This is a genomic window from Rhodococcus sp. AH-ZY2 (assembly GCF_030916465.1).
In the GTDB taxonomy this organism is placed as follows: Bacteria; Actinomycetota; Actinomycetes; order Mycobacteriales; family Mycobacteriaceae; genus Rhodococcus; species Rhodococcus ruber.
The window spans coordinates 5,218,506-5,239,358 of the sequence record NZ_CP126458.1 but is presented as its reverse complement, the minus strand read 5'-3'; the positions used below and the strand labels follow the sequence as shown (position 1 = coordinate 5,239,358).

23 protein-coding genes are annotated in these 20,853 nt (G+C 72.0%); 13 read left to right on the top strand and 10 right to left on the bottom strand.

Annotated features, from left to right (window positions below):
- Positions 1-14: 14 nt before the first annotated feature.
- Entirely contained in the window at positions 15-284 is a 270-nt protein-coding gene (locus QNA09_RS25085; RefSeq protein ID WP_006944638.1) for a hypothetical protein, read from the bottom strand.
- 269 nt (positions 285-553) lie between these two features.
- On the opposite strand from QNA09_RS25085, the gene QNA09_RS25080 reads away from it, so the two are divergent.
- Together QNA09_RS25080 and QNA09_RS25075 are read left to right on the top strand one after the other, a co-directional pair.
- Positions 554-1,357: a CPBP family intramembrane glutamic endopeptidase gene (locus tag QNA09_RS25080; RefSeq protein ID WP_026137967.1), complete on the top strand. Its 804-nt coding sequence runs from the start codon at positions 554-556 to the stop codon at positions 1,355-1,357.
- A 79-nt stretch (positions 1,358-1,436) separates the two neighbouring features.
- Positions 1,437-2,738: an LCP family protein gene (locus QNA09_RS25075; protein WP_302070232.1), complete on the top strand. Its 1,302-nt coding sequence runs from the start codon at positions 1,437-1,439 to the stop codon at positions 2,736-2,738.
- 39 nt (positions 2,739-2,777) lie between these two features.
- Here QNA09_RS25075 and QNA09_RS25070 read toward each other — a convergent pair whose 3' ends face one another.
- Genes QNA09_RS25070 through QNA09_RS25055 form a run of 4 tightly spaced genes read right to left on the bottom strand, consistent with a single transcriptional unit; the run spans position 2,778 to position 5,799 of the window.
- Positions 2,778-3,692, bottom strand: a complete 915-nt coding sequence (locus QNA09_RS25070) for a DUF5926 family protein (protein WP_048773841.1) — start codon at positions 3,690-3,692, stop codon at positions 2,778-2,780.
- A 9-nt stretch (positions 3,693-3,701) separates the two neighbouring features.
- On the bottom strand, positions 3,702-4,475 hold the full coding sequence (locus QNA09_RS25065; RefSeq protein WP_040271399.1) for a glycerophosphodiester phosphodiesterase: 774 nt from the start codon (positions 4,473-4,475) through the stop codon (positions 3,702-3,704).
- Positions 4,472-5,458, bottom strand: coding sequence for a DUF4328 domain-containing protein (locus QNA09_RS25060; protein ID WP_308072138.1), 987 nt, complete (start codon positions 5,456-5,458; stop codon positions 4,472-4,474). Before QNA09_RS25060 ends, QNA09_RS25065 begins: the two co-directional genes overlap by 4 nt.
- Positions 5,458-5,799 carry a rhodanese-like domain-containing protein gene (locus tag QNA09_RS25055; RefSeq protein WP_017682051.1) on the bottom strand — a complete coding sequence of 114 codons (342 nt, stop codon included), beginning with the start codon at positions 5,797-5,799 and terminating at the stop codon, positions 5,458-5,460. The genes QNA09_RS25060 and QNA09_RS25055 overlap by 1 nt, the downstream gene beginning before the upstream one ends.
- 509 nt (positions 5,800-6,308) lie before the next feature.
- On the opposite strand from QNA09_RS25055, the gene QNA09_RS25050 reads away from it, so the two are divergent.
- Complete coding sequence (locus tag QNA09_RS25050; RefSeq protein WP_040271482.1) at positions 6,309-7,235, top strand: LLM class F420-dependent oxidoreductase; 927 nt, start codon at positions 6,309-6,311, stop codon at positions 7,233-7,235.
- Between the two features lie 13 nt (positions 7,236-7,248).
- Here the strand turns inward: QNA09_RS25050 and QNA09_RS25045 are convergent, their stop codons facing one another.
- From QNA09_RS25045 to QNA09_RS25035, 3 genes are all read right to left on the bottom strand, one after another.
- Positions 7,249-7,845, bottom strand: coding sequence for a hypothetical protein (locus tag QNA09_RS25045; protein WP_017682048.1), 597 nt, complete (start codon positions 7,843-7,845; stop codon positions 7,249-7,251).
- A gap of 139 nt (positions 7,846-7,984) precedes the next feature.
- The gene (gene msrA, locus QNA09_RS25040; protein ID WP_010595968.1) at positions 7,985-8,653 is read right to left on the bottom strand and encodes a peptide-methionine (S)-S-oxide reductase MsrA; all 669 of its coding nucleotides are present in this window, start codon (positions 8,651-8,653) and stop codon (positions 7,985-7,987) included.
- A 9-nt stretch (positions 8,654-8,662) separates the two neighbouring features.
- A complete protein-coding gene (locus tag QNA09_RS25035) occupies positions 8,663-9,766 on the bottom strand; it encodes an acyltransferase (RefSeq protein ID WP_308072487.1) in 1,104 nt (367 codons plus the stop codon).
- A 275-nt stretch (positions 9,767-10,041) separates the two neighbouring features.
- Between QNA09_RS25035 and QNA09_RS25030 the strand changes: the two genes are divergently transcribed.
- The 5 genes from QNA09_RS25030 to QNA09_RS25010 all read left to right on the top strand — a co-directional run bounded on the left by QNA09_RS25030 (position 10,042) and on the right by QNA09_RS25010 (position 14,094).
- Positions 10,042-10,665 (top strand): superoxide dismutase, encoded by a 624-nt coding sequence (locus QNA09_RS25030; protein WP_003939397.1) that lies wholly within the window; start codon positions 10,042-10,044, stop codon positions 10,663-10,665.
- Positions 10,666-10,844: 179 nt separating this feature from the next.
- Positions 10,845-11,372, top strand: coding sequence for a hypothetical protein (locus tag QNA09_RS25025; RefSeq protein ID WP_010595966.1), 528 nt, complete (start codon positions 10,845-10,847; stop codon positions 11,370-11,372).
- Between the two features lie 254 nt (positions 11,373-11,626).
- Positions 11,627-12,331 (top strand): TMEM165/GDT1 family protein, encoded by a 705-nt coding sequence (locus tag QNA09_RS25020; RefSeq protein WP_017682046.1) that lies wholly within the window; start codon positions 11,627-11,629, stop codon positions 12,329-12,331.
- Between the two features lie 126 nt (positions 12,332-12,457).
- On the top strand, positions 12,458-12,877 hold the full coding sequence (locus QNA09_RS25015; protein ID WP_017682045.1) for a MarR family winged helix-turn-helix transcriptional regulator: 420 nt from the start codon (positions 12,458-12,460) through the stop codon (positions 12,875-12,877).
- Entirely contained in the window at positions 12,874-14,094 is a 1,221-nt protein-coding gene (locus QNA09_RS25010; RefSeq protein WP_203011332.1) for an MFS transporter, read from the top strand. Before QNA09_RS25015 ends, QNA09_RS25010 begins: the two co-directional genes overlap by 4 nt.
- A gap of 205 nt (positions 14,095-14,299) precedes the next feature.
- On the opposite strand, the gene QNA09_RS25005 is transcribed toward QNA09_RS25010, so the two are convergent.
- Entirely contained in the window at positions 14,300-15,535 is a 1,236-nt protein-coding gene (locus QNA09_RS25005; RefSeq protein ID WP_010595962.1) for a UPF0158 family protein, read from the bottom strand.
- 113 nt (positions 15,536-15,648) lie between these two features.
- On the opposite strand from QNA09_RS25005, the gene QNA09_RS25000 reads away from it, so the two are divergent.
- Both QNA09_RS25000 and QNA09_RS24995 read left to right on the top strand, forming a co-directional pair.
- Entirely contained in the window at positions 15,649-16,416 is a 768-nt protein-coding gene (locus QNA09_RS25000) for an SDR family NAD(P)-dependent oxidoreductase (protein ID WP_119699290.1), read from the top strand.
- A gap of 65 nt (positions 16,417-16,481) precedes the next feature.
- Positions 16,482-17,297, top strand: a complete 816-nt coding sequence (locus QNA09_RS24995) for an alpha/beta hydrolase (protein ID WP_119699289.1) — start codon at positions 16,482-16,484, stop codon at positions 17,295-17,297.
- A 73-nt stretch (positions 17,298-17,370) separates the two neighbouring features.
- On the opposite strand, the gene QNA09_RS24990 is transcribed toward QNA09_RS24995, so the two are convergent.
- Positions 17,371-18,963: a TM0106 family RecB-like putative nuclease gene (locus QNA09_RS24990; RefSeq protein ID WP_010595958.1), complete on the bottom strand. Its 1,593-nt coding sequence runs from the start codon at positions 18,961-18,963 to the stop codon at positions 17,371-17,373.
- 106 nt (positions 18,964-19,069) lie between these two features.
- Between QNA09_RS24990 and QNA09_RS24985 the strand changes: the two genes are divergently transcribed.
- Genes QNA09_RS24985 through QNA09_RS24975 form a run of 3 tightly spaced genes read left to right on the top strand, consistent with a single transcriptional unit; the run spans position 19,070 to position 20,848 of the window.
- The gene (locus tag QNA09_RS24985) at positions 19,070-19,744 is read left to right on the top strand and encodes a DUF6474 family protein (RefSeq protein ID WP_010595957.1); all 675 of its coding nucleotides are present in this window, start codon (positions 19,070-19,072) and stop codon (positions 19,742-19,744) included.
- Between the two features lie 11 nt (positions 19,745-19,755).
- Positions 19,756-20,241, top strand: coding sequence for a hypothetical protein (locus tag QNA09_RS24980; protein ID WP_119699288.1), 486 nt, complete (start codon positions 19,756-19,758; stop codon positions 20,239-20,241).
- A 31-nt stretch (positions 20,242-20,272) separates the two neighbouring features.
- A complete protein-coding gene (locus QNA09_RS24975) occupies positions 20,273-20,848 on the top strand; it encodes a copper resistance CopC family protein (protein ID WP_048773848.1) in 576 nt (191 codons plus the stop codon).
- Positions 20,849-20,853: the final 5 nt, after the last annotated feature.

The following is a 20,853-nucleotide window of genomic DNA, read 5'->3' as shown; positions in this document are numbered from 1 at the left end:
CCGCACTCCGCGGGTCACGGCTTCGGCGTGGCGGAACGCGCCCGCCACCAGCCCACCGCCCCGGTGACGAGCAACGCCCCCACGAGCGAGCCGATGATCCCGCTCGGTCGTAGCGACAATCCGTCGCCGGCCAGGAGACTGACGAGCAGCCCGCCTACGAACGACCCGGCGAGCCCGGCAGCGAAGGCGAGGGTCCAATCGATCCGTCCCGCCGACCTGCCCAGCAGCAACTGGGCCGCGGCGCCGACGACCATCCCGAATACAAGGATTCCGATGAGCAGCATGGCGACAGCATAGACTCCGAGTTCGCCAGCGAATGATTATCGGGGCGAACGTTTTTCGACACTCCCGCTGCTATGGGTGCCCACCGTGGCCGACCGGAGGGACCCCGCACAGCGCACGTCGGGCCGCGCGGCCCGTCGGGTGCGCTCCTCGAGAGCCGCGAACCCGGTCTCGGAAATAGTGCCTGTGCCGAGCAGTTCCTTCGCACGCCCGATCACGCGATCAGGATCAGGATGTGAGCGGTCCGCGGCGACGCGGCACAATCGCGACCGTGACGATCCGCACCTGGCTGACCCCGCCCCCGCGCCGCCCGGCCGCACCGCTCGATCCGTCGGACCGGCGCGCGCTGTGGATCGAGATCACCATCGTCCTGCTCGTCACGTTCGGCCTGAGCGGGCTGTCGTCGATGCTGTCGCTGCTCGAGTCGGCGCTGGCGCCGGCGCCGCTGTCCGACCAGACCGTCGCACTGAACGTTCCCCGCTCGTCGCAGCAGTTCATCGACCTGGCCCGGCAGCTGCTCGGCATCGTGCGGCTGCTGGCGTGGGCGGCGCTCGGGGTGTACCTGCTGTGGCGCAGCGGCATCGGCCCGAGGGCGATCGGTTTCGCCCGGGACCAGGTGCGGCGCGGCCTGCTGCCCGGTGTGGGGCTGGCGGCCCTCATCGGGATCCCGGGTCTCGGCCTGTACCTGGTGGCACGCGCGGCAGGCCTCAACCTCACCGTCGCCCCGAGCACCCTCGAGGACTACTGGTGGCGGCTGCCGGCGCTGGTGCTGTGGGCGATCGCCAACTCCGCCGCCGAGGAGGTCCTCGTCGTCGCGTATCTGATCACCCGGCTGCGGCAGCTCGGCTGGTCGGAGAACTCGTCGCTGCTCGCGTCGGCGCTGCTGCGCGGCAGCTACCACCTGTACCAGGGGGTCGGAGGCGGGATCGGCAACGTCGTGATGGGCCTGGTGTTCGGCCGGTACTGGCAGCGCACGTCGCAGCTGTGGCCGCTGGTGGTGGCGCACGCATTGATCGACAGCGTCGCATTTGTCGGTTACCAGGCACTTCGCGGGCACGTGTCCTGGCTGCCCTGACCCGGCCTGCGTACATTGGGAGGTCGTGAACGGCGACCATCCCGACCCTCGACCCCGGCCGCCGCGGCAGCCTCCGCAGATGCCGCCGCCGCGCCGACCGGCACCGATGGGCCGGCCGGCACCGCCGCCGTCGCCGGAGGGACCGCAGGTCATCCGCCGCGACGGACGTCCCCCCGCTCCGCAGCAGGCCTGGTCGCAGGCGCCCACCCCGCAGTACCGGTCGCCGGCGCCCCCGCCTCGGCAGCAGCCGCCAAGGCAGCCGCCGAGGCAGCCGCGCGACTGGGCGCCCACCCAGACTCCCGAGCGGTACGACGAGCCGCGCCGCGCGGCCTCTCCCCCGCCGTCACCGCCCCCACCGTCGCCGCCCCCGCCGCGGCGCCGGCCCGCTCCGCCCGCGCCCGAACCGGCCCCCCGCCGCCGGCCCGGCGTCGCCCGTCGCGTCGTGCGCCGCGCCGCGATCGTCGTGCTCGTGCTGATCGCCCTCGTCGGTGCGGGTGCCGTCTACCTCGACGGCAAGCTCACCCGCGTCGACGCGCTCGCCGACTATCCCGACCGCATCGCCGACACCCCGGGGACCAACTGGCTGCTGGTGGGCTCCGACAGTCGCACCGGCCTCAGCGCGGAGCAGGAGCAGGAGCTCGCGACGGGCGGGGAGACCGGTCCGGACCGCACCGACACCGTCATCCTGATCCACGTGCCCAGCGGTGGCGGGCCCACCACGATGGTGTCCCTCCCCCGGGATTCGTACGTCCCGGTCCCCGGTCACGGCCAGGACAAGCTGAACGCGTCGTTCGCGCTGGGCGGCCCGTCGCTGCTGGTGCAGACCGTCGAGGGCGCCACCGGGGTGCACATCGACCACTACGCCGAGATCGGGTTCGGGGGCTTCGCCTCGATCGTCGACGACCTCGGCGGTGTGGACGTGTGCCTGCCGCAGGCCATCGACGATCCGCTGGCGGGAATCTCCCTGCCGGCGGGATGCCAGGAACTCACCGGTCCGCAGGCCCTCGGCTTCGTGCGTACCCGCGCGACGGCACTGGCCGACCTCGACCGGATGAACAACCAGCGGTTGTTCATGTCCGCCCTGCTGAGCAAGGCCACCGGCCTGAGTACGCTGCTGAATCCGGTGCGGATGTGGTCGCTGGCCTCCGGGGTCGCCGGTTCGCTGCGGGTCGACGAGGGCGACCACATGTGGCACCTGGCCCGGCTCGGATGGGCGATGCGGGGCGAAACGGTGACCGCCACCGTCCCGGTCGGCGGCTTCCAGGACGTCTCCGGGATCGGCAACGTGCTCGTGTGGGATCGGTCGCGGGCCGTCCCGTTCTTCGACGCCCTGGCCCGGGACGAGCAGATCCCGCCGGAACTGCTCACGCCGCCGTCGTAAGCAGTTCCGGCTGTCGTGCCGCTCGCCCCGGGGGCAGGTTCAGCGCAGGGTGACCTGACGGCTGCGCAGGCCGTCGCGCGAGCGCCGTTCGGCGGCGGTGAGCGGCCCGTCCACGGCCAGCGCCTCGTCGAGCCGGGCACCGAACTCGGCGGTGGGTGCGACCCACTCGTCCGGGTGCCGCTCCGGATCGAGATCGAACACCGGCACGAGCAGCCCGTGGGTGCGGAACGACCCGGCGAACCGGGAACCGTCCCCCAGGTGCAGCCCGCCCGCGGCGTGTACCCGCGAGAGCGCGGCCATCAGCGCGTCCTCGTCCTCCGGCCGCACCCAGCGCAGGTGCGCCTTCTCCCCGGCGTCGACCCACCACGCGGCGACGAGTCCTTCGCCCTCGAGCCGCGCGGACGGCATGATCGCGTCGTTGGCGTGCCGGACGGTGTTCGCGACGTCGGGCGAGACCTCGACGCCCTCGGGGATCCACCAGTCGAAGTCCCGGTGCACGGTGATCGCCGGGACGACGTCGACGTCGAGCAGGTCGTGCAGGCGCGGCCGGTCCGGCCCGGGTTCGGCGACGGCGAGGGACGAGCCGGCCTCCGCGTCCCGCGCCCACGCGAGCGCGGCGCCGAGTTCGGCGGCCGGGTCGGGGCCGGCGGCGGCGAGCTGCAACCCGATGTACGCGGCGGTCTCGTCCCCTTCCTCGCGGACGAGGGCGGCGACGGCGCCGGGCAGCACCGTGGCCGCCTGGACGACCCGGCCGGGGGTTCTCGTCGGCAACGGGAACACCGCCGACGGCACGAATTCGCGCAGGGCCACCAGGTCGCATTCGAGGGCGAGACCCTCGAACGGCCGGGTGACCGTGGCGGCCTCGGCCTCCCGGGCGAGCCGCCGCTGCTCGAGCTTCGCGGCGCGGTTGCCGCCGGGCTTGGGTCCGCTGTTTCTCTTACTCTTCTTGGCCACGGCGCAAAACTACACGCCGCGGGAAGCGCCGAGCCGAAGCTTGGTGCGCCCCGGATGGTTGGTGGCCACCCAGCCGACGCCCAGGTCGCGACACAGGTCGACGTCGGCGGGATCGTCGACGGTCCAGCAGTAGGTGGCGCGGCCCGCGGCGGCCGCCTTGTCGACGAGTTCGGGATGCTGGCGCAGCGTGAAGATCGACGGGCCGATCGCCGTGGCACCGACGGTGGTGGCGGCACTGCCCCCGAGATAACGCGACGTGTCGCCGAGGAGCACCGTCGGCAGCAGCGGCGCGGACCTGCGCACCCGCCACACCGCGGCCGCGGAGAACGACATCACGACGACGCGGGAGAAGTCCGCGGAGGCGGGGGTGGCAAGCCGGAAGCGCGCCAGTTCGGCGAGGAGTTTCGCCTCCACGAGACCGCCGTAGCGCACGGGATGCTTCGTCTCGACGAACAGCTTGACGGGCCGGCTGGTCCAATCGAGCGTCAGCTCGATCAGCTGCCGCAGCGTCAGCAGCCGCGCCGGCTCGCCGGGGGTGCCGTAGTCGAGTTCCTCGAGCTGGGCGAGGGTCATCTCGCTCACCATGCCGCTCCCGTTGGAGGTGCGGTCGACGGTGCGGTCGTGGACGCACACCAGATGCCCGTCGCGGGTCAGCCGTACGTCGCATTCGAGGCCGTCGGCGCCTTCCTGCAGCGCCAGTTCGTAGGCCGCGAGGGTGTGCTCGGCCTTGGCGGCGGAGGCCCCCCGGTGGGCGACGACGCGCGGTTCCCAGCCCGCGGTCACGGGGCCACCACCTCGTCGGTGCGGGCGCCGACCGGTTCGATCGGAGCGATGGGTTCGTGCTTCGGGCCGGTCGCCACGGTGCGGCGGGGCAGGCGACGGGGACGGCCGCGCAGATCGTGGTCGTCGAACAGCCGCACGACGTGCAGGGCCGCGACGGCGACGGCCGCGGCGAGGGCCGCGGTCACGGCGGCGAGCAGCACGCCGTCGGCCTGCGCCTGCAGGGCGTCCCGCTGCCGCCACAGCACGTTGACGACGAACAGCACGCCGCCGAGCACCCACAGCACCCACCACGTCCGCACGGCTCGTCGTAGCCGCGGGTCGCCGGGACCGGTGACCTCGGTGAGAAAGACCCCGGGCAGCGCGAGGTTCACTCCGGGCACGAGGCAGCCGAGCAGCAGCGACAGCCGGCCGCGGGGGTCGGCGAGTCCGCGGGCGGCGAACAGTTGTCGCCGCACCCGGATCAGGCGCAGCGTCGCCGCGACACCCGCGGCGAGGGCGACGGCGGGTCCGCACAGCTGGGTGGCCCACACCAGGGCGTCGGAGGCGGCGAGAGCGAGGGGATCCACGAGGCGCGTGCGGTTGTACAGCAGCAGCCCGTACCGGATCGCCTCGGCGACCGCGGCGAGGCCGAAGACGACGGCCGCGCCCGCGAGGAGCGTCGGGGCGAGGTCGGCGAGGGTGTCCTCCCGCGACGGTTCCGTCGGTTCGTCGACCGGACGCGGGTCGGCGAGGCCCCAGCGCGGCACCTCGCGGTAGTGCGGGGTAGGTCCCGCGGACCGGCGCCGGGGCCGGCGGCCGTCCGCGGCGGACCGGGTCTGCGGCGGCCGTGCGACCCAGCGGAAGTTGCGGCGCCCCGGCGGCACGGGGGCGGCGGTGTCGTCGGGGGACAGCAGCAGGCCCCGGCAGCCCGGGCACCACTGCCGGGGCTGCCAGGACACGGGCCAGCGGTGCCCGCAGCGGACGCAGATCTGGTAGGCAGCCATCAATAGATCTTCGCCGGGGTGTCGCCGTCGGCGGTGAGGGGCAGTCCGTTCTGCTGCCAGGACACCATTCCGCCGTGGACCTGGATCGCCTCGTAGCCGACGTGGGACAGGTATTCGACGACGGCGAGTGAGCGTCCTCCCTGGCGGCACACGACGTACACCTCGGCGTCGATGTCGATCTCGTCCAGGCGGGCGGGAACGTCGCTCATGGGGATGTGCAGAGCCCCGGGAGCGTGCCCGAGGTCCCATTCGTCGGATTCGCGTACGTCGAGCAGTACGACGTCGGGGCCGATCGGCGGCACGTCCGAGACGGTGACGGTGGGCACGTCGGAGAAGCTCACATCGTCAATACTGGCACGCCGCCGGGGCGTATGCAGCGAGCACCGGCATCCCGCCGCGACCCCGCAGAACTGGAACCCGTCCGATTCCCGGCTCCACCGGCGCCGCGTGAAAATGCCTCCGCGCGGGAGTTATCCACAGTTTCCACAGCTTCATCCACAGAAGGCACAGTTTCCACAGCCGCACATCGCCTCACTCCGGGAACATTTCGGCGGTGAGATGACGACGCACCCACGTCATCCATTGCCCCACAGACATCTTCTGCACCACAGACATCTTCTGCACCACCACGCACAGCTCGTAGGTCTCCGGCGACGGCACCGCGAAGATCGCGCCGCGTCGTCCACCTCCCCCGCACGCCCGTGCTTGCGCGAGAGGGCCTCGGCGACGGCCCGATAAGGAGGATCGGTTGCGTCCGAGGAGGGCGTCCTCCCGCACAGGTCCGTTCCGGCGAGAACGTCGGTGCGGCGCAGACCCACGTCGTCTTCGTCGAGCTGAAATGATCGACGGCATGGAACTACGGATCTTCACCGAACCTCAGCAGGGTGCCACCTACGAGGACCTGCTCGCCGTCGCGCAGACGGCCGAGCGGCTCGGCTACGGGGCGTTCTTCCGTTCCGACCACTATCTCGCGATGAACTCCGCCGGCCTGCCCGGTCCGACCGACGCGTGGATCACGCTGGCCGGCCTGGCGCGGGAGACCTCCACGATCCGGTTGGGCACGCTGGTGACCTCCGCGACGTTCCGCCACCCCGGCCCCCTCGCGATCTCCGTCGCACAGGTCGACGCGATGAGCGGCGGGCGGGTCGACTTCGGTCTGGGCGCCGGCTGGTACGAGGAGGAGCACCTCGCCTACGGGATCCCGTTCCCGTCGCTGAAGGAGCGCTTCGACAAGCTGGAGGAGTCCCTCGCCGTGATCACCGGCCTGTGGCAGACGCCCGTGGGCGAGACCTTCTCCTACGAGGGGGCGCACCACCGCATCGTCGATTCGCCGGCGCTGCCCAAGCCGCACCAGCGTTCCGGTCCGCCGATCGTGATCGGCGGCGGGGGCAAGCGCCGCACCCCGGCCCTCGCCGCCCGGTACGCGGACGAATTCAACATCCCGTTCCAGTCGGTGGAGGCGACCGCGGCCCAGTTCGCGCGGGTGCAGGAGGCGTGCCGCGCGGCCGACCGCGACCCCACCGAGCTGACGTACTCCACCGCGCTCGTGCTGTGCTGCGGTCGCGACGAGGCGGAGATCGCCCGCCGCGCCGGTCGGATCGGACGCGAGGTGGACGAGCTGCGGGAGAACGGCCTCGCCGGCACCCCCGCCGAGGTGATCGACAAGATCGGCCGCTACGCCGAGGCCGGGTCGCAGCGCATCTACCTGCAGGTGCTGGATCTGGCCGACCTCGACCACCTCGAACTGGTGGCGCGGGAGGTCATGCCGCAGGTGTGACGAGCCGGCGCGGTCAGTGGCTGCTGGTGGAACCGAGGAAGGCCGCGATCTCGCGGCTCCACTCCCGGCGGCGGGTGCGATCCAGCCGCCACCGGCCGTAGCCGAACATCGCGGCGGCGAGCAGGGCCGCGGCGCACCAGAGGGCGACCGCGACCAGGACCGAGGAGATCTTCGCGCTCGTCGCGCTCAGCGGTGCGAGAGCCTGTTCGCCGTTCGGATCGACCCAGATCTGCACGTCGGCGCCGGCGGGTGTGCCGTAGTCCACGGTGACGTCGCCGCGGCGCTTCTCGTCGCCCCACATCCAGGTGGCGGGGGCGGCCGCGGAGGCCGTCATCGCGAGTTCGCCGACGGTGACGTCCGTGGTCTCGGCCGGCGCCTGCGTCGTCGCCGTCACGAGGGTGCGCTCGGCGGTCTGCTGCACGGCCAGAGCGGACTGGGTGTCCCAGGTACGGGCGCCGACCCAGCCGGCGAGGGGGATCGCCGCCAGGAGAAGGACCAGCACCGCGACCACCAGGCGCGCCTCGACGCGATCGGTGCGCCGGATCAGCGGGTGGCGACCCCGCAGCCCGCGCCGCAGGACCCGCAGATATCCGCTCGTGTTCCCCATCATCTCGGCCTCGATCCTCTCCCCCGTGACAACTCCCTCACTCCAGGGTGATACGCACAGCTAAGGACTGCAAGGTGTCCCGGCCAACGTCACAGAAGCGCCGGACGTCGCCGAGGCCGATCCGCTCGGCGGGGGCGCTGCGTCAGGCGCCGAGCCCGACCGGGCAGCTCACCCCGGTGGCGTGGACGGGGCAGTACCCGTTCGGATTCTTCGCCAGGTACTGCTGGTGGTAGTCCTCCGCGTAGTAGAACTGCGTGAGCGGCGCGATCTCGGTCGTCACGGCGCCGTAGCCGGCGGCGGCGAGGCGGGCGCCGTAACTCTCGGCGGTGGCCTCGGCGATCTCGATCTGCCCCTCGTCGAACGTGTAGATCGCCGAGCGGTACTGGGTGCCGTGGTCGTTGCCCTGACGCATGCCCTGGGTGGGATCGTGGTTCTCCCAGAACTGCTTGAGGATGCCCCCGTAGGAGATCACCTTCGGATCGAACACCACCAGCACCACCTCGGTGTGCCCGGTCCGGCCCGAGCAGACTTCCTCGTAGGTGGGGTTCGGGGTGTATCCACCGGCATATCCCGCGGCCGTGGAGTACACGCCCTCGAGCTGCCAGAACTCCTTCTCGGCTCCCCAGAAGCAGCCCATCCCGAGGACGGCGGTCTGCAGTCCCTCGGGGAACGGCGGGGCGATGCGGTGTCCGTTGACGTAGTGGGTGTCGGGGACGGGCAGCGGCTCGGCCCGGCCGGGCAGCGCCTGCTCCTGCGCGACCATCACCGATTTCGAACCCGCACGGGCAAGGATGTCGTCGAACCAGGACATGCCTCGATGCTACGCGCGCGGCTTCTCCACGGGTTCCACCTCGGCCGTGACCTGGGGCGACGGGCGGGGCGGGAGCCACCGGGCGCTGATCCAGCGGGCGGCCGGCACCTCGACGCCGCGGTAGAGCAGTTCGGAGACGGCCGCACACACCACCAGGAACGCGAGCACGGCCCCGGTGCGGCCCAGATGGGCGACCGTGTTCTCGTACACCCGGTACAGCACCAGCGTGTGCACCAGGTAGATCGCATAGCTGCGGGTCGCGGTCCAGTGCAGCACCCGCGAGCGGGCGAACCGGCCGTCGATGCGGGAGATCAGCACCACGCACGCGGTGACCACGACGATGGTCCACAGGTAGCGGCTGCCGGCCCAGTACACCTGGTAGTCGGTGGCCAGGTGGATCACCTGGACCTGGGCGAGCAGCGCGACGATCAGCCAGCGACGGGACGTCAGCCGCGCCCAGCCGAGGTACACGATCTGACCGAGGAACACGGTCGGCATCGTGGCCGCGATCTTGGACAGGAACGGCACGGTGTACGGCTCCGGCAGGTACAGGTTGTACAGCAGCACCAGCATGCACGCCACCGCCCCGAGGACGGGGACGACGATGGGCCGGGTGCGCAGGAGCGGCCGGGCGGCCACGCAGTACAGATAGAAGGTGATCTGGACGGCGAGGGTCCAGGTGACCCCGAGCACCGCCACCTCGGGCTTCAGGAAGAACCCGCCCAGGAAGAAGCTGAGTACGGCCTCGGCGTCGGAGACGCCGGTCTGGCCGCTGAACATGCCGTTGACACCGAGCCGCACCAGCAGGATCGCGGCCAGGATCGCCACCCAGAACGCCGGGATCAGCCGCGCGCTGCGGGCGACGAGGAAGCGGCGCGGTTCGTCGCGGATGGCGGAGCGGGTGATGAGCAGCCCGGTCAGGGTCATGAACATCGTGACGCCGAGGAAGGACAGGTGCTGGTTGAGACCGGCCCCCTCGACGAGCACCCGGTACACGACGTCGATGACCCACCAGCCGGTGCCGAGGTCGTCGATCAGATAGAAGGAGATGTGCGAGTACAGCACCGCCAGGACGGCGACGGTGCGGAGCAGGTTCACACCCGGCAGGTCCACGCGCGGCGCCGGGGCATCGCGCGTCCCGTCGCTCGCGAAGGGCCGAAACACCCGCCGATGTTAAGCGGCCGTTCATGTGCCGGCCGAATTGCGCGGCGTTTCCGCAGGTAGACGCTCCGCCCGTGGCCGGCCGGCGCCGTGACCCCCGATGTCCCGGCGCCGACCGGCTGCGCAGGCGATCTTGCAGAGGGTGTACTTATGGGTTTGGGTGGAAACCCAGGAGTACTTGAAAATCACGCACGGGCCCCACCGGGCCCGAACAGAAGGGACCCTTCGTGGCTGAGTACACACTTCCGGACCTGCCCTACGACTACGCCGCGCTCGAGCCGCACATCTCGGCGAAGATCATGGAGCTGCACCACAGCAAGCATCACGCGACCTACGTTGCCGGCGCCAACACCGCCCTCGAGAAGATGGCGGAGGCACGGGAGAACGGCACGATGGCGGCGCAGGCCACCAAGCTGGAGAAGGACCTGGCCTTCCACCTCGGCGGCCACACCAACCACTCCGTCTTCTGGAAGAACCTGTCGCCGGAGGGTGGCGACAAGCCGGACGGTGAACTCGGTGCCGCGATCGACGACGCGTTCGGTTCCTTCGACGCCTTCCGGGACCACTTCTCGGCGAACGCCAACTCGATCCAGGGCTCCGGCTGGTCCATCCTGGCCTGGGACTCCATCGGCCAGCGCCTGATCATCGTCCAGCTGTACGACCAGCAGGGCAACATCCCGATCGGCCTGACCCCGCTGCTCATGCTCGACATGTGGGAGCACGCCTTCTACCTGCAGTACCAGAACGTCAAGGCCGACTACGTCAAGGCCTTCTGGAACATCGTCAACTGGGCCGACGTGCAGGCCCGCTTCGAGCGCGCCCGCACCCAGACCTCCGGTCTGCTGGTCTAGTCGCGTCGCACGTCGTGAAGGGGACGCCGGATTCCGGCGTCCCCTTCGCGCGTTCCCGGGGCTTCGGACGGAGCTGGCACTCGGGGGCTCTTGTGTGCCAGCGGACGAAACGGTCATTCTTCACCTACCCAACGGCGTGTATCGGTCATCGACTGTCGTCACACCGAGGAGGTAGCGGGATGAACGGGAACGAACAGATCGGCCTCGCCGCCTTCCACACCGCCGGATCCCTGCGGGGATTCGTGGTGTCGGGGCGGTGGCCGGAGAGCACCCGCGAGTGGGCGCAGTTGCTCGCGGTGACGGTGCGGGTGGCGTCGCTGCCCGGCCTGCTGACCACGTCGACGGTGTTCGGGGTGCGTGAGGAACTGCCGGACGACCCCGAGCCGGGCACGGTGGGCCTGGTGCTCGCGGAGGGACCGGTGATCGGCGACGAGGCGGTGGAGCCGGGCCGGTTCGCGGCGCATCAGCCGCCCGCCCTGATCGTGCTGCACCCGCCGTCCGAGACCCGGCCGTCGCTGCCGGAGTGCACGGGGGCGGCCTCGGGTTGCGTGCTGCTGCCGGGGCTGCCGCACCTGGGTCTCGAGCACCGGGCCGCGTGGGTGGAGGCGGAGGCCGACGGAACGGTGACGTCGCTGGTCAGCCGGGTCGGGGTGGACCCCAACAGCGATCCCGACACCGCGGTTCTGGCCATGCTGCTCGCCGCCTGACCGGGACCCGCACCGAAAAGTTCGGGTTCCCAAACTTGTTGGCGCCTTTGCGATTTCGCGCCGCTCCGATTATGGTTGCCTAAGCGAAGGGGAGTAGCCCGCAATCGCCCGGTCGACATACTGGCGTTCAGCCCGGCCCGGCGAACCGGAATCCGTACCGGTGGGCGAGACCTTCGGCCGCGACGCATCCGCGTCGTCCGGCCGGAGGAAGGTCCCCGCCTCCTCCACACGACACGAGGAGGAGCAACCCCGGCATGTGGTCCGCCCTGGTTCTGAGTTTCGTCGTGGTGTTCGTGGCCGAGCTCGGCGACAAGTCGCAGCTCATGGCGATGACGTTCGCCCTTCGCTACCGCTGGTGGGTGGTGCTGTCCGGCATTCTCGCGGCCACGACCGCCGTGCACCTCGTCTCCGTCGCCGTGGGCCACTACCTGGGTTTGGCGATCCCCACCTCGGCGATGGCGATCGTCGGTGGCCTGGCCTTCCTGTTCTTCGGCCTGTGGACGCTGCGCGGCGACTCCCTCGACGAGGACGAGCAGGGCAAGGCGGCCCGCGTCACCCGCTCGGCCTTCCTCGCCGTCCTGTCGGCCTTCTTCCTCGCCGAACTCGGCGACAAGACCATGCTCGCCACCATCACCCTGGCCGCGGACAACGACTGGGCCGGCGTGTGGGTCGGCTCGACGGTCGGCATGGTGGCCGCCGACGCCCTGGCCATCGTCCTCGGCGCCGTCCTCGGCCGGCACCTGCCGGAGAACGCGATCCGGCTGGCGGCGTCGGCGCTGTTCTTCGGGTTCGGCGCCTGGATGCTCGGCGAGGGCCTGGCCCCCGGCACGCCCGTCGGCCCCGTCGCGGGCGGTGCGACCCTCGCCGTCGCGCTCGCCGCCGTGACCGGTCGCGCCCTGCTGCGCCGCCGCGCCGAGACCCGCCCGGTCCCCGCCGCCTCGGACTCCGTCGAACGATAGAGAGTGCCCTCCGGACGCCTGCGCGACCGCCCGCCCAGGAGTATGCTTGCCGATAGGCAACTAAATGGAGGTGGCATCACGCCCGCACACGATCGCTTCGACGACGAGGACGTCAACCGCCTGCGCGTGGCTCTCGGCCGCATCGCGCGCCGCGTCGACCGCCGCACCACCGGCGCGGGCGGGCTCACCCGCTCCCAGTTCTCGATCCTCGCCACCGTCGCCCGCCGCGAGACCGTCGGCGTGCGCGAACTCGCCGAGATCGAGGGCCTCAACCCCACCATGCTCTCGCGGATGCTCGGCAAGCTCGAGGACGCCGGGCTGCTCACCCGCTCGCCCGACCCCGACGACAAGCGCGTCGTCCGCGCCCACATCACCGAGGCCGGTGCCCGCACCTTCGCCGACCTGCGTCGCATGCGTACCGCGGTGTTCACCGAGCACCTCGCGGAACTGTCCCCCGATCGGCTGCACGCCCTGCACGACGCCCTCCCGGCGCTCGAAGCGCTCGCCGAGCAGATGTGCCGTCGCTCCGCGGAGGAGGGCCGATGACCGTCCTCACCGACCTGCGCGGACAGACCTTCGCCGCCTTCCGCGGCGCCAACTTCCGGCGCTACCTCAGCGGACAGGCGATCTCCCTGATCGGCACGTGGATGCAGACGGTCGCCCAGTCCTGGCTGGTGCTCGAACTCACCGGTTCCGGCACGGCCATCGGCCTCGTCCTGGCCCTGCAGACCGTGCCGATGCTGCTGCTCGGCCCCTACGGCGGCGTGGTCGCCGACCGCGTCGACAAGCGCCGGCTCATGATCGGCCTGCAGTCCGCGATGGGCGTACAGGCCCTCGTCCTGGGCCTGCTCACCGTCACCGGCGCCGTCCAGCTGTGGCACGTCTACGTCCTCGCCGTCGTCCTCGGCCTCAACCAGTGCTTCGAGAATCCCGCCCGCCAGTCGTTCATGCTCGAGCTCGTCGGACCGGAGGACCTGCGCAACGCCGTGAGCCTGCAATCGGTGCTGGCATCCGTCGCGCGCCTGATCGGCCCGGCCGTCGCGGGACTGATCATCGCCGTCGGCGGTCTCGGGGTGTGCTTCCTGCTCAACGCACTCAGCTTCGTCGCCGTCGTCGCCTCCCTCGCGAGCCTGGACCTGTCCCTGCTGCGCCCGTCGCCCCCCGCCGCCCGCGCCCGCGGGCAGCTCCGCGAGGGGTTCGCACACGTGCGGCAGACCCCGGCCCTCGCGGTGCCGTTGCTGACGATGGCACTGGTCGGCTGCCTGGCCTACGAGTTCCAGGTGGTGCTGCCCGTGGTCGCCCGACAGACCTTCGGCGCCGGCGCCGAGACCTACGGCTTCCTCACCGCCGCGATGGGCGCGGGTGCCGTCGTCGGCGGTCTCGCCGTGGCGACCTGGGGCCGCACCGGCACCACCGCCGTGGTGGCCACCTCCGCGGTGTTCGGTGTGGTGCTGCTCGCGGCCGCGGCGGCGCCCACGCTCGAACTCATGCTCGCCGCGATGGTGCTGGTCGGCGTCCTGAGCGTCGCGTTCACCGCCACCACCAACAGCTCCCTGCAGCTCGCCGCGGCCCCCGGCATGCGCGGGCGGGTGATGGCGCTGTTCGCCGTGGCCTTCCTCGGCTCCACCGCCGTCGGCGGCCCGGTCGCGGGGTGGGTCAGCGAGCAGTGGGGTGGCCGGGCCGGGCTACTGCTCGGTGCCGCGGCGTGCCTCGTCGCGGCCGGTATCGGCGCGACGCGACTCGGACGCGGCGACCCGCGGTAGGTTCCCGCTCTCCGCGCCGGCGAGAGCGGAACGGGGATCCACCGGCGCGGACCGACACCGTGAACGTCCCCTTTCAGGACGGAGCCGGCCGGGATGCGGCGACGGGTTGCGGCGACGACCGGACTCCTCGCACACCGTCGGCCACCGTGTTCCGTCGGCTGACCCCCGAGGGGCACAGACGCTCCTGGCACACCCGCCCGGACCGTCACCCCACGCGAATACCCGCGTCGGCGAGGAACTCGCGGGCACGACCCAGTCGGCGGTCGGCGACGAAGGCGTCCCAAGGGTCGGCAAGACCCTCGTGGTGGACGAGGTCGCGGAAGCGACGGAAGGCGCCCTTGCCCTCGATCGCCCGCTGCAGCCGCTCCCGCAGCGCGACATCCTGCTGCCGCTCGGCGAAGGCCGCCATGTCGCGCCAACCGTCCCGCGCGCCGGTGCGGTCGAACCGAAGCCACCGGTCGGGCTCGGTCTCGACGTCGACGGCGACGTCTTCCCCGACCATCATCGGGTCGGTACTGCTCTCGTCGTACACCTCCCCGGTGCGCAGATCGATGTACCCACCGGTCGATACGCCCGGATCGCCTTCCAGCGCGGCACTGAGCATCTCGAGGTCGACAGGTAGCACCCGGCCGGTCAGCGACTCGCCGTGCAGACACGCGAGCAGGTCCTCGGCCAGCACCTCGTCACCGGGGCCGCCGCGCCGAGTCAGCCGGTCGATCACCGACAGTGCCACCGGCTCGGCTTCCCGACGCCGCTGCTGCAGGGCCGTCGGTATGCCGGCCCCCACCTGCTGCAGCAAATCGTCGACCTCGTGTCCCCGCACCGCAGCGAGGAAGCGGGGTGCATCTGCAGTCGCCACAGCCGCGCGCAGCTCGGACGGGTCGACCACCTGCTCTCGTGCGGGCCAGGCGTGCACCAGCATGGGATGCGGACGACTCGGTCTGCGCGGCGCTCGGCTCTGCCCGTCGTCGTCGGCCCACCGGCGCCCGTACTGGTCCGGGATGTCGCCCCACCCCCAGTACGGCAGGGGCTTTGTCGGCGCGGTTCCCAGCACTTCCACGGGGTCGACTTTCTCCTTCCCGATCACGCACCGGTGCGTCCAGTCGTCGCCCAGGTCGAAGGTGAACTGGAATTCCGCTCCAGGCCCCAGCAGCCGAGCGACCTCGGACGACTCGATGTCCACCGGCTCCGTGATGGGCCCACCGATCGACCCGGCGATCTCGGCGCCGGTCTGCGCGTCGGTGACCACTCGTCCGCCGGGCAGGATGAACATCGACAGGTGGGAGCGGTCCCATCGAGCGAAGGCATCGTTGATGGCACTGGCCAGGTCCTCGAAGGTGTGCGACGGTCCGACCGCGAAGACGCGGCCGGGCCACGGCCACAGCTGCTCGCCGCGCCCACCGAGCAGCTCCACCGTCACCGACAACCACGTCCGTGCCATCCCCCGAGGATGGCATGCGGTCCGCCGCCGCACCGGACGGAGCTAGCGCGCGCTAAGGTGCCACCGTCGACAAGGCGCACGCCGAACGGTGGCGCCACGAAAGGAGCACGGCAGTGGAAATTCAGGGAACCGCCGCACTGGTCACCGGCGCGGCGTCCGGTCTCGGCGCAGCCACCGCCCAGCGTCTCGCCGACGCCGGCGCGACCGTCTTCGGTCTCGACCTCGCCCAGTCCATCGAACGCGTCGGCGACAAGGCGCCCGCCGGCGTCACCCTCATCGCCACCGACGTGACCAGCGCCGACGACGTGCAGGCCGCCGTCGACCAGATCGTCGCCTCGGGCGTGCCGTTGCGCATCGTCGTCAACTGCGCCGGCGTCGGCTGGGCCGGCCGGGTCCTGTCGAAGAACGGCCCGCACGACCTCGAGCTGTTCCGCACCGTCATCACCGTCAACCTGCTCGGCACGTTCAACGTGCTGCGCCTGGCCGCCGACGCGATGACCAAGACCGAGCCCGTCGACGAGTACGGCCAGCGCGGCGTCATCGTCAACACCGCCTCCGTCGCCGCGTTCGAGGGCCAGATCGGCCAGATCGCCTACTCCGCCTCCAAGGGCGGCGTCCACGGCATGACCGTCCCCGCGGCCCGCGACCTGGCCCAGTACGGCATCCGGGTCAACACCATCGCCCCCGGCATCGTCGACACCCCGATGCTCGCCGGCGTCACCGAGGAGTACCGCAAGGGCCTCGAGGCGGGCGTGCCCTTCCCGTCCCGCCTCGCCCAGCCGGCCGAGTACGCCCAGCTCGTGCAGATGATCGCCGAGCACGACTACCTCAACGGCGAGACCATCCGCATGGACGGCGCGCTGCGCATGGCGCCGCGATAGGCCGCTCCGCGGCCGGTGTGTCCTTTGGGTTGCCAGGGCCGCCCAAAGGGCACACCATCCAACTCATGCGCCTGCTATGGGTCGTGGTCGCGGTCGTCGCGGTGCTCGCGTCGGCGCTGTGGTTCGGGCAGCGCCGGCTGATCTACCTGCCCGACCGGGCCCCGCCCCCGCCGGCGCAGTCGCTGCTCCCCGGTGCCCGCGACGTGCGGCTGACGACCTCCGACGGGCTCGAACTCGGCGCCTGGTTCGTCCCGGCCCGCGACGCCGCACGCGGCTTCACGGTGCTGCTCGCCTCGGGCAACGGCGGCAGCCGCGTCGACCGCGCCCCGCTGGCGACGGCACTCGCGGAGGCCGGTTTCGCCACCCTGCTCTTCGACTACCGCGGCTACGGCGGCAACCCCGGCCGCCCGAGCGAGGACGGCCTCGCCCGCGACGTGCGCGCCGCCCGGCAGTACCTCCTCGACCGCGAGAACGTCGCTCCGGACCGGCTGCTCTACCTCGGGGAGAGCCTGGGCACCGGCGTGGTGACCGGCCTCGCCGCCGAGCATCCGCCCGCCGGCATGCTGCTGCGCTCACCGTTCGTCGATCTGCCCACAGTCGGCCGGCACCACTACCCGCTGCTGCCCACCGGGCTGATGTGGGACCGCTTCCCGATCGCCGAGACCGTCGCGCGGCTCGACGTGCCGATCACCGTCGTCTACGCGACGGCGGACACGATCGTCCCGCCCGGCCAGAGCGAGGCCGTGGCCGCCGCCGCCCGCCGGCTCGTCGAGAAGGTGGCCCTGCCGGGCGCCGAGCACAACGATCCCGTGATGTTCGGCCCGCCGGTGGTCGACGCCCTGATCCGGCTCGCCGAGGCGGTGCCACCCCCGCAGCAGTGACCCGGTGCCGCCCCGCAGCAGTGACCCGGTGCCGCCCCGCAGCAGTGACCCGGTGCCGCCCCGCAGCAGTGACCTACAGGTCCGAGATGTGCGGGATCTCGTGCACCGCACGCTCGCTCATCCACTCACGGAGCACCTTCGTGGCGATCACGTCGTCCTCGTTGTACTCGAGCAGCCGGCGTCGCTGCTGCGGGTCCGGGTCCCCGTCGTAGCCGACGGCCTCGCGGTACCAGCTCATCGACGCCTCGCCGCCGGCCTCCTCGTCGCGCCAGCGGTGACCCGCAATCGGTGCGATCTTCTTGAGGCCCTTGCCGTTCGGGCACACGAACTGGTCGGTGACGACCTGGTAGATGTCCACCCACTGCGGCGAGTCGATGAACTCGCGCACCTCGGCCTCGCTCGGCACCCCCGGGAACCCGGCGAACCGCCGGGCCGAACCGAGTAGCCACTTGTCCTCCGCGGTACGTGAATAGCAATAGGCTGCAAAGGTTTTCCCGCTCGCCGCAGCGGCGGCCCGCTCCGCGGACAGCCACGTCCAGAACTCGGCGAACGAGCGCGCCTCGTCGTCGGTCGGTACCGGATCCCAGCTGACGAACGCCCGGTACGCGGAGATCCCGTCGACGTTGAGCAGCGTGCCCCACAGGTACGCACCGTGCTCGTGGTAGCTCTCCATGTCGATGTCGATCTCGATGTCCGCCCGGCGCACGTGCACGTGGTCGTGCCGTCGCACCAGCGGCGCACCCGCCAGCCACGCCTTGGCCACCACGACGGTGTCCTCGAACGAACCCTGCGGCCAGACCTCGGGCGGGTCCCCCTCCCAGCGCGCCAGCTCGTCGATCGTGTGCACACCCAGCTCGCGCAGCACCGTCGCGCGTTGCCCCGGGGCAACCAGCGACACGTCGTGCGTCGCACTCAGCTGCTCGCGGCACCGCGGCCACCACGGGCAGGTCTTGCACTCCCCGATCTGCGACGGCTCCGTCGGGGTCTCGCCCCGCGCGATCGCGAGCCGGTCGGCGAGCCGGGCGTCGTAGTCCTCGAGGAGCGCGCCGAGGTCGTGCACGAGGATGCAGTCCCCGCCGTACCCGATGGCGCCGCCGACCTGTGCCGGGCTGGCCAGGCCGTGACGCTCGAGCATCCGGTACAGGTGGGCCACCCGCATCTGGTCGCGCACCTGACCGCGCACCTTGCGGGTCTCGTCGACCGCCGGTTCCCACACGAACAGCCCCGAGGTCGTCGCCCCGCGGCCCGGGTCGGTGACCTTGTGATTGACCACGATCACCGGGATGTAGCCGCCGCGCTCGACGTCGCGCAGCAGGATCTCGGCCCGGCCCCGCCGACCGGTGTCGGGCTCCGCCGGCAGGACCGCCCCCCAGATCCGGTCCGCGCCGCGACGGCACGCGTCGAGGGTGGCGTCGGCGCGCCGCGACGCCGGGCCCTCGGGGTCGATCCGCACCCATCCACCGGGGTGGGCGTCGAACAGCCGCTGCCGCACGGCCTCGCGGTGAGTGGCCGCCGCCTCCTGCCGCTGCTTGGCTCCCGGATGCTCCGGGGCCGCGCTCAACTCGTCCGGAAAGGCCGCGTCCAGATGGACACGGTGCCGGCACCGGGTCAGCGCGCTCGCCTCGATCAGGGCCGGCGAGGTCCGCCTCTCGCTGGATACGTTCACACTGAAGAACAGTATTCGTCCACCTAGGGTCAACCGGAAACGACCGTCACGGATAGGCTGATCGTGGCGCCGTGGGTGCCGTACACCGAATGGAGGGTCCTGTTCGATGGCGTTGTTCAGCAGGCGGAAGCGCCGCGCCACCCGCAAGGCGGAGGCGAAGGCTCTCAAGCACAAGGCGAAGCTCGAGGCCAAACTCAACGCGAAGAACCAGCGCCGGCGCGACCGCCGCCTGGCGAAGGCCGAGATCAAGGCGGCCAAGGCGCAGGTCAAGGCGGACAAGGCACTGATCGCCGCGCAGTCCCGGGTCGAGAAGCAGCAGATCGCCACGCTCAAGGCCCAGGAGAAGGCGGCCGCGCAGAAGGGCTTCACCGCGGCGAAGGTCCGGCGCTACCTGGCCGTCGTGCGACTGCTCGCACCGGTACTCGTGCCGCTGGTGTACCAGGGGGTGACCGCGCTGCGCGGCCAGCTCGACGCCGCGCGCGCCCAGCGCATGGGCGTCGCCGTCGACCAGCTCGGCGAGTACACCGGTCACGGCGCGCACCTGAGCGCCCGCATCGCCGGGGCCGAGAAGTCGCTCGCCGAGATCCTCGAGCGCCATCCCAAGGACGCCGAAACCCAGAAGTTCGCCGACGCCATCCGGGGCCGCCTCAGCGACCTGACGGCGGCGGTGCACGCGGCCGAGCAGATGCCGGCGCCGCGCCGCAAGGCCGCACATGCCGGCATCTCGCGGGAACTGGACGGCATCGAGGCCGACCTGCTGGCCCGGCTCGGCGTGCGCTAGCGACGACCACCGTGGCACCCGGCTCGACCCTGCGCGGCACCGCCGCGGGAGCGCTGACCGCCGCCCTGGCGGTCGCCGCCCACGGCAGTGCGGGCGGCGGCGTGCCCGGCAACGCCGAGGTGACGCTGCTCGTCGCCGTCGCGGCCGGGGTCGGGCTCATCGCGGCCCACCTGCGCGCGGTGCCCACCATCGTGGTGCTCGCGGGCGGGCAGGCCGCGACGCACCTGGTGCTCGCCGCGGTGACGACGGGTCACCTGCACACGTCGGTGCCGATGCTCGCCGCGCACACCGTCGCGGTCGTCGCGTGCGCGGCCCTGCTCGAGGCGGCGCAACGCCTGTGCGGGCCGCTGACCCGGGCGGTGCGGGCCGCGTGGCTCACCGCGCCCCCTCGCGTCGAGGCGGTTCGGACGCTGCTGCCGCCCGCGACGGTGCGGCCGGTCGCGGCGGCGCGGGCGGCACCGGGCATCTCCCGGCGGGGGCCGCCCGTCGCGGCATGACCGCGACCGACCCCCTCGAAGAGAGAAATCCATGAACATCCCGAACACCGTCGCCGCGCGCCGGCGACAGACCCCCCTCGTCCTCGCCCAGCTCGCTGGGCTCCTCGGCGCGGTCGCGGCAGCGTTGCTGTTCGCTGCCGGGCCGGCGGCCGCGCACTCGGTCGTCATCGCCAGCACACCCGCGCCGGGCGAGCAGATCGCCCAGGGTCCCGAGCGCGTGAGCCTGACCTTCAACGAGGCCCTGCAGGAATCCTTCGCCGCCCTGACCGTCGTGGGCCCGGACGGCAACCTGTGGTCCAAGGGCGATCCCCTCGTCGAGGACGCCACGGTGTCCGTGGCGGTCGGTGATCTCGGACCGGCCGGCGAGTACACCATCGCCTACCGGGTGACGTCCGCGGACGGGCATCCCGTCACCGGCACCCAGGTCTTCACCCTCACGCAGGACGGTCCGGGCGCTCCCGGTGCGGCGGCCGCCGCCGGTGCCGCGGCGCCCGCGTCCGACAGCGACGAGGACAGCGGCCCGGCCGTGTGGATCTTCGTCGTCGTGGGCGTCGTCGTCCTCGCCGGCGTGCTGTGGTTCGTGCTGCGCAAGCCGAAGAAGGCCTGACGCCG

What these genes read in the sequence shown, in the direction of transcription:
- QNA09_RS24975 (WP_048773848.1), top strand. Translation starts at nt 20,273, where the DNA reads ATGAACATCCCGAACACCGTCGCCGCGCGCCGGCGACAGACCCCCCTC.
- QNA09_RS25060 (WP_308072138.1), bottom strand. Translation starts at nt 5,458, where the DNA reads ATGGCTGCCTACCAGATCTGCGTCCGCTGCGGGCACCGCTGGCCCGTG.
- QNA09_RS24985 (WP_010595957.1), top strand. Translation starts at nt 19,070, where the DNA reads ATGGCGTTGTTCAGCAGGCGGAAGCGCCGCGCCACCCGCAAGGCGGAG.
- QNA09_RS25025 (WP_010595966.1), top strand. Translation starts at nt 10,845, where the DNA reads ATGAACGGGAACGAACAGATCGGCCTCGCCGCCTTCCACACCGCCGGA.
- QNA09_RS25005 (WP_010595962.1), bottom strand. Translation starts at nt 15,535, where the DNA reads ATGGCACGGACGTGGTTGTCGGTGACGGTGGAGCTGCTCGGTGGGCGC.
- QNA09_RS25050 (WP_040271482.1), top strand. Translation starts at nt 6,309, where the DNA reads ATGGAACTACGGATCTTCACCGAACCTCAGCAGGGTGCCACCTACGAG.
- QNA09_RS25020 (WP_017682046.1), top strand. Translation starts at nt 11,627, where the DNA reads ATGTGGTCCGCCCTGGTTCTGAGTTTCGTCGTGGTGTTCGTGGCCGAG.
- QNA09_RS25010 (WP_203011332.1), top strand. Translation starts at nt 12,874, where the DNA reads ATGACCGTCCTCACCGACCTGCGCGGACAGACCTTCGCCGCCTTCCGC.
- QNA09_RS25075 (WP_302070232.1), top strand. Translation starts at nt 1,437, where the DNA reads ATGCCGCCGCCGCGCCGACCGGCACCGATGGGCCGGCCGGCACCGCCG.
- QNA09_RS24995 (WP_119699289.1), top strand. Translation starts at nt 16,482, where the DNA reads ATGCGCCTGCTATGGGTCGTGGTCGCGGTCGTCGCGGTGCTCGCGTCG.
- msrA (WP_010595968.1), bottom strand. Translation starts at nt 8,653, where the DNA reads ATGTCCTGGTTCGACGACATCCTTGCCCGTGCGGGTTCGAAATCGGTG.
- QNA09_RS25045 (WP_017682048.1), bottom strand. Translation starts at nt 7,845, where the DNA reads ATGATGGGGAACACGAGCGGATATCTGCGGGTCCTGCGGCGCGGGCTG.
- QNA09_RS25085 (WP_006944638.1), bottom strand. Translation starts at nt 284, where the DNA reads ATGCTGCTCATCGGAATCCTTGTATTCGGGATGGTCGTCGGCGCCGCG.